The sequence below is a fragment of the Thalassospira indica genome, assembly GCF_003403095.1.
GTDB classification, from domain to species: domain Bacteria; phylum Pseudomonadota; class Alphaproteobacteria; order Rhodospirillales; family Thalassospiraceae; genus Thalassospira; species Thalassospira indica.
In genome coordinates this window covers 4,092,325-4,106,117 of the sequence record NZ_CP031555.1, presented here as the reverse complement: position 1 = coordinate 4,106,117, position 13,793 = coordinate 4,092,325, and the positions used below count along the sequence as shown (strand labels likewise).

Here is a 13,793-nt window from a genome sequence, read left to right as displayed (position 1 = left end):
GGGACCTCGTCTTTTGACATGTCTGTTGTCGGGGCTGTCGTCGGGATCAGGCGGTTTCCAGTTCAGCCTTGGAAACGGTGCCACGTTCGATGCGATAACTGCCCGCCACCAGATCGGCGGAGTGGCTGTCATCAGATTCAGAGATCAGAACGCACAGCCCACTGCTGCCAAGATCGGAAATGACTTCCGACAGGCGGCGTGACAGGACCGGTGCGACCCCTTCGAACGGTTCATCGAGCAACAAAAGATTGCGACCGGGCATCAATGCACGCCCGAGCGAGACCAGTTTCTGCTGACCACCGGAAAGCTGCAGCGCACGGCGATCCCGGAACTGGGCGATTTCCGGCAACAGGTCATAGACCCATTTCAACCGTTCCTCGGCGTCCGCAATACCGTTGGTCCAGGCCGGAAGAAGAATGTTTTCCTCGACCGTCAGGGACGGGATCAGACGGCGATCTTCCGGCATATAGCTGATGCCGGCTTTGGCACGGGCAAAGTCAGCCATCTTGCGCAGGTCCTGCCCATCAAAGGTGATGGTGCCCTGATCTGCGTCCAGAAGGCCCATGATGGCGCGCATCAGCGTGGTCTTGCCCGCCCCGTTATGGCCAATCAGGCCAAACATCTTGCCGGACGGCACCGAAAGCGAGACATCGCGCAGGATCGGAATATTGCCGATCGATACATCGAGATTACTGATTTCCAGGGTCATGATGCGCCATTCCCTTGTTTGGTGGTGGGACGATGGCCGGTCACAAGATCGCGGACCTGCTGATCGGCCAGAACAGCCGCAGGTTCGCCATCAGCAATGATTTCGCCGCTATAGAATGCCAGAACGCGCGAGACATAGCGTTCGACCACATCCATGTCATGTTCGACAAACAGCACGGTTACGCCATGCTGACGCACGGCATTCATGACCGTATCCATCAGGTCGGTTTTTTCATCCACGCTGACACCACTGGTCGGTTCATCAAGCAGCAGCATCTGAGGATTGCCGATCAATGCCATGGCGATATCAACCAGTTTACGCGCACCCTGCGGAACGGCGGTTACCAGTGAATCGCGATAGTTTTCGACACCGAATTCCTTAAGGATTTCCTCAGCCCTGGCGATGCGGGCATCGCTGCGAAGGGGACTTAGGAAACTCGGACGGGCGCTTTCGGCCGCAGCCAGCGCGACAATCAGGTTATCGAGGACGGTCATTTCCGGGAACAGCTGCGCAACCTGGAAGGAACGCGCCATGCCGGCCCGCGTGATCGCACGCGGGGAATGGCCCATGATGGACTTGCCGTTAAACAGGATCTCGCCGCGCGTCGGCTTGAGATAGCCCGTTACCATGTTGATGAAGGTCGTTTTGCCAGCCCCGTTGGAGCCAATCACACCAACCACTTCACCCTTGTTGATCTGAACGTTCAAATCCTTTGCGGCGATGACCGCGCCGAATTCCTTGTTCAGCGAACGTGTTTCAAGAATGCAGGTCATGCCCGTTCTCCTGTTTTTTCACGGCTGACCAGGCTCCACAGCCCTTTGGGCAGGAAGATAATGACCGCAAGCAGCGTGAAACCGAGGATCATCTGCCAGGTATGGGGAACGAATTCGATGGCGTAGGTCCGCACGAACGAGAACACGATGGCCGCAATAAACGGTGCCGCCACGTGGCCCAAACCACCCAAAAGCGCGATAAAGACAAATTCGCCCGATGTGGTCCAATAGGCCATCTCCGGATCAACGTGGCCGGTGGCCAACGCCGTCAGACCGCCGCCAAGGGCCGATACCGCCGCCGCAGCAACATAGTTGCCATAAAGCAACCAGCGCGGTGACAGACCAAGATATTCAACACGGACTTCATTTTCGCGAACAGCCTCGCAAATGACGCCAACACCGGCCTTGGTGTAACGATGGATCAGAACAGCAACGATCAGACCAGAGACCACAGTCATGGTAAAGACGGTGTGCTGGCTGCCAGCGCCTGCTTCGGGGGCCCAGCCAAACAGGGTCCAGTCATGAACGTTAAAGCCGTCCGTGCTGCCCAGTTCCTGACTTTTGACAAGGATGCCAAACAGGATCATCGAAAATGCCAGCGACAGCATGGCAAAGAAGATTTCGCGATAGCGCGTCAGCAACAGACCCAACAGCATGGCAACAACGATTGCGACAAACATGCCAAGTGACAGGGCGGCAATCGCATCATGAATGCCAAAGAACTGGCCGCCCATGCCAACGGTGTAACCACCGATGCAATAGAACAGGCCCTGGCCAAAGGATACGAGGCCGGAACGCATCTGCATGACGACGCCCTGGACGACAAGTGCCTTGGCCAGTGCGATGGTCAAAAGAAAGATCAGCCAACCCGGCGAAACGAAGCCGAACAGAACGCAGGCAAGCGCGATCAGTCCGAGCGAGATTTCAGTTTTATCAAGACGCATGTCAGATTTTCCTCGCCAAAGTACGGCCAAACAGGCCTTCGGGACGGAACGCCAGAACCAGTGACATCACGCCATAAATGACGAACAGTTCGAATTCAGGGGCATAGTGAACGGCGGCTGCACGGCTTAGCCCGACCAAAAGGGCACCAACAGCGGCCCCCCCGATGCTGCCAAGGCCACCGATAACCACCACGGCAAAGGCCAGAACGATCACTTCGATGCCGATCCCCGGCACGACAGAGATCGCAGGCGCAGTCAGCGCACCGGCAAGTGCACCCAGTGTGGTGCCCAGAACGAAGGTGATGGTGAACATCAGTTTCACGTTCACGCCCATGGCAACCGCGATTTCGCGGTCATGGATCACTGCACGCAGGACCTTGCCCTGGTTGGTGCGTTCAAGCCACGCCCACAGGCCAAGCCCGAGCAATGCGGATACCCCGACCAGGGCGACGTCGTAATTGGAAACCTTAAGCAAGCCGAGCGACGTTCGCCCAAGCTCGGAATAAGGCTGATAGGCGAAATACGGGCTGACACCCCAGACGATTTTCATACCGTCTTCAAGGATCAGAAGAAGGGCATAGGTAATGATCACCATCAGGATTTCGTCGCGGCCATACATGAGGCGCAGCAATCCGCGTTCGACGATCACACCGACAATCAGACCGGCAACCAGTGCGGCACCAACCAGCAACAAATAGCTGACCCATGCCGGGCCCATGCCGTTGTTGAAATACCAGCCAACCAGTGACGCTGCCGAATAGGCGCCGATGGCATAAAAGCTGCCATGCGCCATGTTCAGGATGCGCATCACCCCGTAAATCACGGTCAGGCCGGCAGCCACAAGAAACAGCCACGATGCATAGATCGAGCCATCAATCAGGACGGCAAGAAGACTTGTCATCACAAATATCCAGTGTGGAGGGAAAGGGGCGGACATCCCAAGGGAGACGGGATGTCCGCAGGATCAGGAAGCTCTGTAAAACAGAGCGGGCAACTTAGTTACATTTAGCGCCCGGGAAGCCGTCTGCGATCCAGTCCGCAGCAGCAACACCTTCCGGGGGTGTTACGCATTCGCCATCAAACGAAACAGCGTTCTTGATCGAGGCAACGCCGTCTTCGTAGTGGTATTCACCATAGGTGATACCCTGCATGGCCTGATGACCATTGCCGCGTGCCATTTCAACCGTGCCCGAAACCGACTCAAAGGTTGCACCTTTCATGGCAGCAGCAAGTTGCTCTGCCGACGGGATTTCCTTATCGGCGACACCGGCATTCTCGGCGGCATACTTCAGACCTAGTATCGCCTGGGCCATCTTGGTTGCCGGATAGACTGGCTCAAGGTCATAGGCGTTCTGATAGACACCCTCAAACCAGGTGTTCAGTTCGTTGTCCGGGGCAAACTGGCCAAACGGGCCACGTGCACCGATGATCATGCCGTTCGGGGCCTGATCCTTGTAGGTGGCAAAGGATGCTTCGCCGCAGGTCAGAAGGCCGGTTGCATCTTCGAGCAGGCCACGGGCATTTGCCTGCAGAACCAGGGCTTCCATGTCACCACCCCAGAAGGAGCTGTGAACGATTTCCGGGCGTTTCACGGACAGGGCAGAGATTTCAGCACCGTACTGGCCCTGATAGATTTTCGGGAACTGTTCTTCGACAACTTCTGCTTCAGGGAGGAGTGCCGATGCAGCGGCGGTGAAGTCAGCCCAACTGTCCTGACCCCAGGAATAGTTCTGCTGGATGCCGGCAAGACGTGTAACGTCCGGGCGGGTCGCGGCAAGGTAACGAACAGCACCGATGTTGTCGACCGATGCGTCAAGACCGGTACGGAACATATATTGCGCATCCGGGTTATCCGCAAACAGGCGGGGAGTACCGCAATCATATGCGATGGTGAAGGTTTTCAGTTCTTCGGCAACCGGCGCAATCGCTAGGCAGTCGCCCGAAGAAACATAGCCGATGACAGCATCGACGTTCTGACGCTGAACAAGGTTGCGGTATTCTTCAACCTGCTTGGTTGCACCACCGGCTTCGTCGATGACCACGGCTTCGATTTCCAAGCCGTTGATGCCGACCTTATCGTAAGGTGCAGGCAGGTTGCCCTTGTTCAGTTCATCAACAAGAACCTTGGCGGCATTTGCCGACGGAACACCGAACGGACCCGCTGCCGGACCTGACAGGAAGGTCACGATCCCGACACGGAATTTACCGTTTTCAGCCGCCGATGCAGAACCGGCTGCGCCAGCTGCAAGGGCAAGCGCTGCGACGCCCGAAACAAGGTATTTGCTGAATTTTGATTTATTGTTCTTCACTATTTCCTCCCTTGGGAAAGGTCATGGAGTTGGCGGTGGAACTGCCTCCGACCCGCCGGCCACGGCATCGCGGCGACGTTTGACCATCTCTTTTGATGGTTTGAGGTCTTCGGCATCGTAGATCGCCCAGTTCCCCACCATCAGTTTCGATGGCGGAAAGTCTTCGTTGTGGACGACCGTGCCCACGGCTTGCGCCTGGACAATCTGGTGAGTTTCGGGATCGATATAGGATGCAAAGCCCGGCGGATCTTCGGGCAGGGCCAGTTGCAATCCCTCAAGTGCGGTGATGAGCGCGCGGTCATCGTCAACGCCGCCAGCCTTTTCGATGGCGCGTGCAATGGCGATGATCCCGGTATAGGCGCCTTCGGCCGCATAGGTCGGATAGCGCCCGGTCATGTCGTGAAACTGTTTGACGAACCGCTTGTTGCGGCCGGTTTCGGGCCAGTTATTGTGATGGCGCGCCGACAGGATCAAACCCGGATAGGGCTGATCACCAAGGGCCATCATCACATCGTAATTAGCACCGGTATCGAAATTGGCCAGACGGGTGGTTTCAAAGAAACGGGTTGATGCCGCCTGTTTGATAAAGGCGATGAAGTCCCCGCCCCAAAGGGCGGTTACGACCACGTCGGCCTTCGCCGATTGCAGGGCGTTGATATAGATCGAATAATCCGGCTCATAAAGCTTCGGCCACAGATCGCCGACGGTCTCATATTCGACACCCAGTTCATCAAGGGCAAGTTGCAGATCCGTCCAGGAAACATGGCCGTAATCATAATCCGGTCCGACAAAGGCAAGGCGTTTCCAGCCGGTTTCCTTTTGCAGATCGCGTAAATAACGCGCACCGGCGGCCATCGACGTCCAGCTGTCATTGGTGACGCGGAAGTAATAATCGTGACCGGCCTCGATGCTGAGCCGCGATGATGCATGATCGGTACCGACCATGATGATCTTTTCGTTCTTGGCGAGATCGCTCACGGCGTGGGCCACACCTGATGACACGATGCCACAGAAGAACTTGGCATTGTCATTGGTGATGAAATCCTGTGCCAGACGGACCGCGTAGGATGCCTTTGATCGCGGGTCATCGGCGATGACGCGCAGATTGGGCACATCCAGGCCGGATTTTGCTTCGGCTTCGAGGTCCTGAAGGGCGATCTTGATGCCGGAAATACTGTCGCGGCCATAGGTGGCCGACCGTCCGGTCATCGGGTACAAACAGCCGATGACAGCATCTGCGTTCTGTGCAGATGCGCCCAGCTCAAAACGTTCTGCCTGTGCGGCATGGGCCGCAAACAGTGCGAACGTGGCAGCAATAATGGTGATGCACCCGGAAACCGGGCGTTTGAACATCTCCATGACTTTCCTCCCTGCGAATGGTTGTTCCATCCGCGTTTGTACCTTTGTCTCGCTATTCCGCAAAGGCTGTGCCAGTTGCGAAATTTCGGCGCAAAGTCAGGAAAGCCGCGCGATTGACCGTTTTGGGCCAAAATCATGGAGCGGTCTTGAGCGCGAATTTGAGCGTTAGGCGCTCAAACAGCAAAACACCCTTGAGCGGAAACCGCTCAAGGGTGCATCGCAAATGCTTCGGGTTGGGGATAGGTTATTGCAGGCCCAGCCTTTGTAGTCGGCGTTTCAGGGCATGACGTGAAATACCAAGTATTTCTGCCGCACGGCCTTTGTGACCGTCGGCCTGATCAAGCGCATCTTGCACCAGATGACGCTCGGTGTTGTCCATGCGGTCCTGCAATTGCGCATTACCATCGGAAAATCCGCCATGCAGATCATCCGGGTTATCATCCGTGACGTGGAATTCAGCTGGCAGCAGGTCCGGCGAAATCTGTTTGGACGGATAAAGAATGGTCAAACGTTCAATCAGGTTTTTAAGCTCGCGCACATTGCCGCGCCAGCGATGATGGCGCAGTAGATCAAGGGTTGCCTCGTCAAAATGGATCGGATGGCATCCTTCGGCCTTGGCCTGATGATCGGCGAAATGGTCGACCAGTTTGATGATATCCTCACCGCGGTGGCGCAGGGCCGGGATATCAATGGTGATGACGTTCAGGCGGTAAAACAGGTCTTCACGGAAATTGCCCAGACGGACTTCCTCGGCAAGGTCGCGGTTGGTTGCGGCAATTACGCGGACATCGGCCGATGCGGAATGTTCGCTTCCGACCGGGCGATAGTCGCCGTTTTCAAGGAAGTGCAAAAACTTCGCCTGCAGCGCCAGCGGCAATTCGCCGATTTCATCCAGAAACAGACTGCCACCATCGGCAAGGCGGACAAGGCCTGTGCGTTTCTGATGCGCACCGGTGTAGGAGCCCTTTTCGGCGCCAAACAGTTCGCTTTCAATAAGCTGTTCTGGCAGGGCGGCACAGTTCACTTCGATAAAGGCGTTTGAAGCACGCGGGCTTTCGCCGTGAATGGCACGCGCAACCAGCGCCTTGCCGGTTCCGGACTCCCCTTGCAGCAGGATGCGGCTGGCACTGCTTTGTGCGACACGGTCGATCGTTGTGCGCAATTCGCGCATCGGCGCGCATTCGCCAATCAGACCGTTGGTCGGGACATTGCGCTTGCGGTGGTAATCAAGCTCAAGCGCGGTGCGGTTCTGATCAAGTGTGGTGTTGATTGTGTGGATCAGCTCATCAAGTTCGAACGGCTTGCTAAGGTAATCGGCGGCACCAAGTTTGACGGCCTTCACCGCCGCACGGGTATCGCCATGGGCCGAAATCATGATGACGGGCACGTCGATATCAAGTTTGCGGATGCTATCAAGGACCTCCATACCATTGGCACCGGGCAGGCGCAGATCAAGCAGGATGATATCGAACTTGTTTTTACGGACTTGCAAAAACGCATCTTCACCGGAATGGACGCCGGTGACATCCATGCCTTCGGTACGAAGCGCAAAGCTTAGTGATCGGACGAACGATTCCTCATCATCAACGATCAGAATCCTGATCTGGCGGGGCATTTTTTGATGTTTCCTCCTTTGAAGTTTCCGATTTCGTTGCCGGGAACTTCAATGTGATGGTCGTGCCCTCTTGCGGGGCACTTTCAATATTGATTGAACCGTTATTTGACTCGACCAGTTGTTGGCTGATTGTCAGGCCAAGTCCGGTTCCTTTGCTTTTCATGGTAAAAAATGGCTGCACGACGTCAAGCAAATGCTCTTTGGGGATACCCGAACCATCATCGGTGACGCGGATTTCGACCTGATCCTGATGGCGCTCTGCGCGCAGGCTCACTGTGCCGCCGGGCTGACAGGCCTGAATGGCATTGATCCCGATATTCAGCAGGATCTGCAGCATCTGGTCCGGGTCGACAAAGATCGTCAGGCGGGAATCGCCGCTGGTGTAAAACCGCACCTGGGCCTCTTCGGCGACCGGGGTCAGGACGCGCGATGACTGTCGGAACAGATCCCGTATTTCGGTTTCTTGCGGGCAGGCTTCACCGGGTCGGCCATAGGCCAAAAGATCATTCACCACGCGTGACAGACGATCAATCTGGTGGCCCATATCATCCAAAAGTGTTTTGCGTTCGCCATCGGGTTCCTTGCGCACAAGGGCCTGAACGGTGGTTTTCATCGTGGCCAGCGGATTGCGGACCTCATGCGCCACACCGGTGGCAAACTGGCCCAGAACGGCAAGCTTTTCAGCGCGCACTGTCCGATCAATCAGGTCTTTAAGCTGCCAGGCCATGGTATTGAAGGCCTTGGCGACCGTGCTGATTTCATCGCGACGGCGACCTTCTGGCAGGCGGTAATACAGATCGCCTGATGCAATACTGTGTGCCCCCTGAACAAGTGTATCGACCCGTCGGCGCAGGCTGCGCGACAGGGCAAAAAAGATCGCCAGAATAATCACAATGATGACGGCGGCTGTCACCGCTAGCCAAAAGCGCGTTTCATCAATCGGCTGCAGGATGGTACCCGGTCGAACACTCATCACAAGGTTCCATCCCGGAAGGATGCTGGGGCCTTCGATCAGCTCGCCAGTGACCTCGGTCGGGCGCCCGGTGGCATCAAGAACAATACCGCCCGGCGTACGCAAAAGCGGATCAATCACGCCCGACACCCCGGCACTCGCCAGAAGCTCGGTCAGGGACGCTAGACGCACATGCAGGGCGACAGACGTGTTCTGCCCCAAGCCGGTATCGCGGATATGGGCCCGCATCAAGATCCAGCCCGAATTGCCATTTTCAGGCAATTTGGGGCCGATAAACTCAATGCCTTCATGTTCGACACGCGGCAGGCCGGAAATATCCCAGCCGTTTTTCGACCAATAAGGGGGACCGGATGCGGCTTGGCCTGCGACCAGTCGATCAAGATTATCGTACCAGTCAAAAAACAGCACACCATAAAGGTCCGGCGAATCTGCCTCCACCCGAAGCAGCGTCAGGGCCTCTTCCGCCTGTGGGGAGTTTGGCGATTCAATGAAGGCCGGCAGGGCCGGGTGGTTTGACAGGGTGACCAACTGATAGATGCGCGCATCTAGAAAGGCAGAAAGTTTGTTTGACGTCGCCGCGACCTGCGCGCTGAGCCGCTCACCTGTCAGACGGTCAATCAGTTCATTGGAAAAGCGCTGATAAAAGAAACTGAGTGCCAGAAGCGCGCACACGACAACACCGACCGATAACAAGGTATATCGGCCAACAAGGCTTAGTCGTTGATTTCGGGACCAATGAAATCCGGCCACCGGGTGCCTCCCCTAGACGGGAACTTTCAAGACAATTCTAACCGCGGCTTGGCTCTTGTGAAAGCGCCGCTGCTTGTTAAGTTCCTACTTCTTGTTGTGTAGAATTGCCGTAAAAATAGCAAGCTATCAAATAGGCGTCGCCATGACGCGCAACATTGAAATACGCTTTTCTCACCCCAGCCAATTCGCGGGTGGGGGTGGTTGTATCAGGCTGATTATCTTTCCGGACCTAAATCAAGTCGCGGCAAAGCGCCTGTTGTCCCTATCGATAATGTTGAGAGTTTTCGCTCTGAGCTTTGCAAAGCGCTGTGACTTTAGGCGCTGTCACGCGATCATCAGGCAGGGATTCCGCCCGAAGTCATCACCGAAAAGCAGGTTGAACACGATCGGCGAAAATTTCTTTTCTTGCCGAAATCGTTGGCTTGGAATGCTTTTCGGGCGAACTAAAAGGTTGAAATATATTTCATGTTGACTCCCGAATTGGGATCAATCCAAATGAATGGTAGATATTTCGATCAATGAAATATCTACCATAAATAACATCGTGCGAACCACACCGTGTCCTGGAAAGCCCGGAAATTGGTTCCGCATTAGGGAGGATAACATGAAAATCAAATCAATGCTGCTGGGAACAGCAGCAGCTGCCTTTATGACTCTCACTGCGTCTTCGGCTATGGCGCAGGACACAAGGAAAAGTGCGTTCCAGTGTGAGCCGGGTGAACTTTACGCCATGAACGTCATGGTCAGTGGCGTTGAATACTGGTTCCCGGTTTATGAAATGTTCAAGCAGGCCGCACAGCAGATGGGGTGTGAAACGGTTTATACCGGCACCCCGGAATATGATGTGAACAAGCAGATTGCGACCTTTGAACAGGTCCTGGCGCGTCAACCGGCTGGCATCATGGTCCATCCGATGAACTCCGATCCTTTCATCGCACCGATCAACCGCGCAGTTGAACAGGGCATTGCTGTTGTGACCTTCGCAGCAGACTCTCCGAATTCAAAACGTTCGGCCTATATCACGTCGAACAATGATCGCGAAGGCGCCGCCGCGGCGGATGCCATCGCCGAAGCCATGGGCGAATCTGGCGAATATGCCGTCCTGGAAAACCCTGGGCAGGACAACCACGATCGCCGCGTTTCGGCTTTCATCGCCCGCATGGAAGAAAAACACCCGGATATGAAGCTGGTTGCCCGTGCGGCGTCAAACCAGGATCCGACCAAGGCTTATAATGCCGTCCTGACCATGCATCAGGCCCACCCGAACCTTGGCGCGGTCTTCATGCCAGAAGCAAACAGCGCGTTGGGCGCTGCGCAGGCGGCAATTGAAACCAAGGCCGACATCAAGGTCATGACCGCAGACGTCAATGCCAAGATCCTGGATATGATCAAGGCGGGCGAGGTGTTTGGTTCGATCAACCCGAACCAGGGCATTCAGGGATATATGGGCTTTATCTCCCTGTTTCTTGCGGCCCATCCGGATCTGATCGATCCGATGAACGACTACAAGCGCAGCGGCACCAACCCGATGATGGTTCCCTATATTGATAACGGCTATGCGGTGGTGACTGCCGAGAATGCCGATGACTTCTATTGGGAAGCCTATCTCAAGCGTCGTGGTACCAAAGGTATTGAAGAGTAAGGCCATCAAGATCTGGTCGCCATTCCCATGGCGACCAGACGCCCTTCCTTTCGATCCTCCCACGTTCAATTGGTCGGAAGGAAGGGATACCCTTCTTTTATCGCAAGGCAGCCGGTTTCATGCAGCCCATTCTAGAAGTCGACGACATTCATAAATCATTCGGTCCGGTGCAGGCATTGCGCGGTGTCAAACTATCGCTGATGCCCGGTGAAGTCCATGCCCTGATGGGCGAGAATGGCGCCGGGAAATCAACGCTGATGAATATTCTCAGTGGTGTGTTTGCCCCTGACCGCGGACGTATCCATTTCAAGGGGCGCGATATCGTTCTGCCTGATCCGGCAAAGGCACAGGCCCACGGTATCGGGCTGGTGCATCAGGAAATTGCCCTGTGCCCTGATATCTCGGTTGCTGAAAACATTCTGATGGCCGCAACGAATTCGCGGACCGCATTCCTGATGAATGATCGCGAACTGCGCGAGCGCGCCAAAAAGGTTCTCGCCGATCTGGTACCAATCCCGGTCGATGAAAAGGTCGGGAACCTGCCGATCGCAAGTCAGCAGATCGTCGAAATCGCCAAGGCCCTGACTCTTGACTGTGATGTCCTGATTTTTGACGAACCGACAGCCGCCCTTACCGATACCGAGGCCGAGGCGCTGTTTCGGATCATTGCCGACCTGAAGGCGCGCAATATCGGCATCATCTATATCAGTCATCGCATGGCCGAAATCTTCGCGATTTCGGACCGCATTACGGTATTTCGGGATGGTACTTTCATCGACACGTTGATGACAGCCGATACCAGCCCCGATGAAATCGCGACCAAAATGGTCGGGCGCGAAATCCTTAATCAGTTTCCGGCAAAGAATATCGAACTTCATCATGCGACACCTTCGCTGATGTCAGTGCGTGATCTTTGTGATGACAGCTTCTTGCAAGATGTCAGCTTTGATCTGCGTAAGGGCGAGGTTCTTGGTCTTGCCGGATTGATCGGGGCGGGTCGCAGTGAACTTGCCCATGCGATCTGCGGCCTGAGCCGAAAGAAAAGCGGCACTGTCAGCATACACGACAAGCTGTTTGACATCAAAAGCTACGCCGAGAGCATTCAAAACGGTCTGGTGTATCTGTCAGAAGATCGCAAAGGATCGGGCGTGTTTCTTGATTTGTCGATTGCGGCAAATATTACAGCTCTTGATCTCAGCCATGTCAGCAGCAGGGGATTTGTACGCCAGCGCGCCGAAGAAAAACGCGCCGAGGAACTGGGGCGTCTGCTGTCGCTGCGCTGTGCAAATGTGAACCAGCCGGTCTCTGCCCTGAGCGGGGGCAATCAGCAAAAAGTGGCGATTGCCAAGATGCTTTCGGTGCATCCGGGCATCATCATTTTTGACGAACCAACACGCGGTGTTGATGTCGGCGCAAAAAGCGAGATTTACACCATCCTGCGCAATCTTGCCGATGACGGGGTCGGGGTTCTGGTCATTTCTTCGGAGATGCCCGAACTGATCGGTCTTTGCGACCGCATCCTTGTTCTGCACGAAGGCAGGATGGCAGGCGAAGTTGCAGGCGACACCATGACCGAAGAAGAAATCATGAAACTGGCATCGGGTATTTCGCGTCAGAAAGCGGTCATGACGAAAGGGGAGGCAGCGTCATGACATTGGTCAAGGCACTGAAATCACGAACCAAATCAAAAGACGAAAACCTGAAAGCGGAGACAACCCAATTGGAAAACGCGGGGCAAAGCCGAATGCTGGGAATCTTCAAGGCCCGTGAAGCTGGGCTTGTTGCCATCATCCTTATCATCTGCATCGCCATGAGCTTTGCCTCACCCTATTTCCTGACCTGGCAGAATTTCCGCGCCATGTTGCTGTCCTTCTCGATAGAGGGGATTGTCGTGGTCGGCATGACCATTCTTCTGATCGTTGGCGGGATTGATCTTTCTGTCGGTTCGGTCGTGTGTCTGGCGATGGTGATTGGTGGCAAGTTGTTCCTGATGGGGTTGGATCCCTGGACGGCCAGTATGATTGCCGTTCTGGTATGCGGTTTCATCGGGTTCCTGATGGGACAATGCGTGACCCGCATCGGGCTTCACTTCTTTATCGTTTCGCTTGCCTTCATGGTGATTGCGCGCGGTCTTTCGCTGCTGATCACCAAAGGGACCCCGCAGTCGCTGTTCAGCCTGCCGCCAAGCTTCAAATTCATCGGACAGGGCGACATTGCCGGCATGCCGTTTGTCATCATTCTGTTCTTTGCATTGGTGGTGTTTTTCGATCTCTTGCTGCGGCATTCCACCATCTTTCGCAAAGTCTATTACACCGGCAGTAATGAAAAAGCCGCGCTGTTCTCAGGGATCAAGACCAAACGGATAAAGATCTTCTGTTCGACCCTTTGCGGGCTTTTGTCCGGTGTGGCCGGGGTTGTCTATATGGCGCGATTTGGTGCGGCGACCCCACAATTTGGCATCGGCATGGAACTTAGCGTTATTGCCGCCGCTGTTATCGGCGGGGCCAGCCTGAACGGGGGTTCTGGCACAATTTTCGGAGCGGTGTTGGGGGCGGCACTTTTGTCGCTGGTGACAAGTTCGCTGATCCTTCTCGACGTCCCGGTTTACTGGCAGGACATCATTCGCGGTCTGATCCTTCTGGTCGCGGTATCGGCTGATCATCTGCTTAACCGCCGCAAACGCGGCGCGTCGGCCAAATCGTAATTGCGGCAGGAATAA

Annotated in this window: 11 protein-coding genes; 3 read left to right on the top strand and 8 right to left on the bottom strand. The window is 55.4% G+C overall.

Annotation, left to right across the window (positions count from 1 at the left end; genetic code table 11):
• Positions 1 to 46: 46 nt before the first annotated feature.
• From DY252_RS19205 to DY252_RS19170, 8 genes are all read right to left on the bottom strand, one after another.
• A complete protein-coding gene (locus tag DY252_RS19205; protein ID WP_008889927.1) occupies positions 47 to 709 on the bottom strand; it encodes an ABC transporter ATP-binding protein in 663 nt (220 codons plus the stop codon).
• Positions 706 to 1,482, bottom strand: coding sequence for an ABC transporter ATP-binding protein (locus DY252_RS19200; RefSeq protein ID WP_063089115.1), 777 nt, complete (start codon positions 1,480 to 1,482; stop codon positions 706 to 708). The genes DY252_RS19205 and DY252_RS19200 overlap by 4 nt, the downstream gene beginning before the upstream one ends.
• Positions 1,479 to 2,426 carry a branched-chain amino acid ABC transporter permease gene (locus tag DY252_RS19195; RefSeq protein WP_064788825.1) on the bottom strand — a complete coding sequence of 316 codons (948 nt, stop codon included), beginning with the start codon at positions 2,424 to 2,426 and terminating at the stop codon, positions 1,479 to 1,481. Before DY252_RS19195 ends, DY252_RS19200 begins: the two co-directional genes overlap by 4 nt.
• A 1-nt stretch (position 2,427) precedes the next feature.
• Positions 2,428 to 3,327 carry a branched-chain amino acid ABC transporter permease gene (locus DY252_RS19190; RefSeq protein ID WP_008889930.1) on the bottom strand — a complete coding sequence of 300 codons (900 nt, stop codon included), beginning with the start codon at positions 3,325 to 3,327 and terminating at the stop codon, positions 2,428 to 2,430.
• Between the two features lie 94 nt (positions 3,328 to 3,421).
• Entirely contained in the window at positions 3,422 to 4,735 is a 1,314-nt protein-coding gene (locus tag DY252_RS19185; protein ID WP_064788826.1) for an ABC transporter substrate-binding protein, read from the bottom strand.
• Positions 4,736 to 4,756: 21 nt separating this feature from the next.
• Positions 4,757 to 6,094, bottom strand: coding sequence for an ABC transporter substrate-binding protein (locus DY252_RS19180; protein WP_064788827.1), 1,338 nt, complete (start codon positions 6,092 to 6,094; stop codon positions 4,757 to 4,759).
• A gap of 244 nt (positions 6,095 to 6,338) precedes the next feature.
• Entirely contained in the window at positions 6,339 to 7,709 is a 1,371-nt protein-coding gene (locus tag DY252_RS19175; RefSeq protein ID WP_064788828.1) for a sigma-54-dependent transcriptional regulator, read from the bottom strand.
• A complete protein-coding gene (locus DY252_RS19170) occupies positions 7,678 to 9,432 on the bottom strand; it encodes a sensor histidine kinase (RefSeq protein ID WP_064788829.1) in 1,755 nt (584 codons plus the stop codon). Before DY252_RS19170 ends, DY252_RS19175 begins: the two co-directional genes overlap by 32 nt.
• A 604-nt stretch (positions 9,433 to 10,036) precedes the next feature.
• On the opposite strand from DY252_RS19170, the gene DY252_RS19165 reads away from it, so the two are divergent.
• From DY252_RS19165 to DY252_RS19155, 3 genes are all read left to right on the top strand, one after another.
• Complete coding sequence (locus tag DY252_RS19165; protein WP_064788830.1) at positions 10,037 to 11,074, top strand: substrate-binding domain-containing protein; 1,038 nt, start codon at positions 10,037 to 10,039, stop codon at positions 11,072 to 11,074.
• A 119-nt stretch (positions 11,075 to 11,193) separates the two neighbouring features.
• Entirely contained in the window at positions 11,194 to 12,726 is a 1,533-nt protein-coding gene (locus tag DY252_RS19160; protein WP_064788831.1) for a sugar ABC transporter ATP-binding protein, read from the top strand.
• Positions 12,723 to 13,778 carry an ABC transporter permease gene (locus DY252_RS19155; protein WP_082923469.1) on the top strand — a complete coding sequence of 352 codons (1,056 nt, stop codon included), beginning with the start codon at positions 12,723 to 12,725 and terminating at the stop codon, positions 13,776 to 13,778. The genes DY252_RS19160 and DY252_RS19155 overlap by 4 nt, the downstream gene beginning before the upstream one ends.
• Positions 13,779 to 13,793 lie beyond the last annotated feature (15 nt).

Excerpts from the sequence above, each read along its gene's own strand:
- DY252_RS19205 (WP_008889927.1), bottom strand. The coding sequence starts at position 709 with ATGACCCTGGAAATCAGTAATCTCGATGTATCGATCGGCAATATTCCG.
- DY252_RS19200 (WP_063089115.1), bottom strand. The coding sequence starts at position 1,482 with ATGACCTGCATTCTTGAAACACGTTCGCTGAACAAGGAATTCGGCGCG.
- DY252_RS19195 (WP_064788825.1), bottom strand. The coding sequence starts at position 2,426 with ATGCGTCTTGATAAAACTGAAATCTCGCTCGGACTGATCGCGCTTGCC.
- DY252_RS19190 (WP_008889930.1), bottom strand. The coding sequence starts at position 3,327 with ATGACAAGTCTTCTTGCCGTCCTGATTGATGGCTCGATCTATGCATCG.
- DY252_RS19180 (WP_064788827.1), bottom strand. The coding sequence starts at position 6,094 with ATGGAGATGTTCAAACGCCCGGTTTCCGGGTGCATCACCATTATTGCT.
- DY252_RS19175 (WP_064788828.1), bottom strand. The coding sequence starts at position 7,709 with ATGCCCCGCCAGATCAGGATTCTGATCGTTGATGATGAGGAATCGTTC.
- DY252_RS19165 (WP_064788830.1), top strand. The coding sequence starts at position 10,037 with ATGAAAATCAAATCAATGCTGCTGGGAACAGCAGCAGCTGCCTTTATG.
- DY252_RS19160 (WP_064788831.1), top strand. The coding sequence starts at position 11,194 with ATGCAGCCCATTCTAGAAGTCGACGACATTCATAAATCATTCGGTCCG.
- DY252_RS19155 (WP_082923469.1), top strand. The coding sequence starts at position 12,723 with ATGACATTGGTCAAGGCACTGAAATCACGAACCAAATCAAAAGACGAA.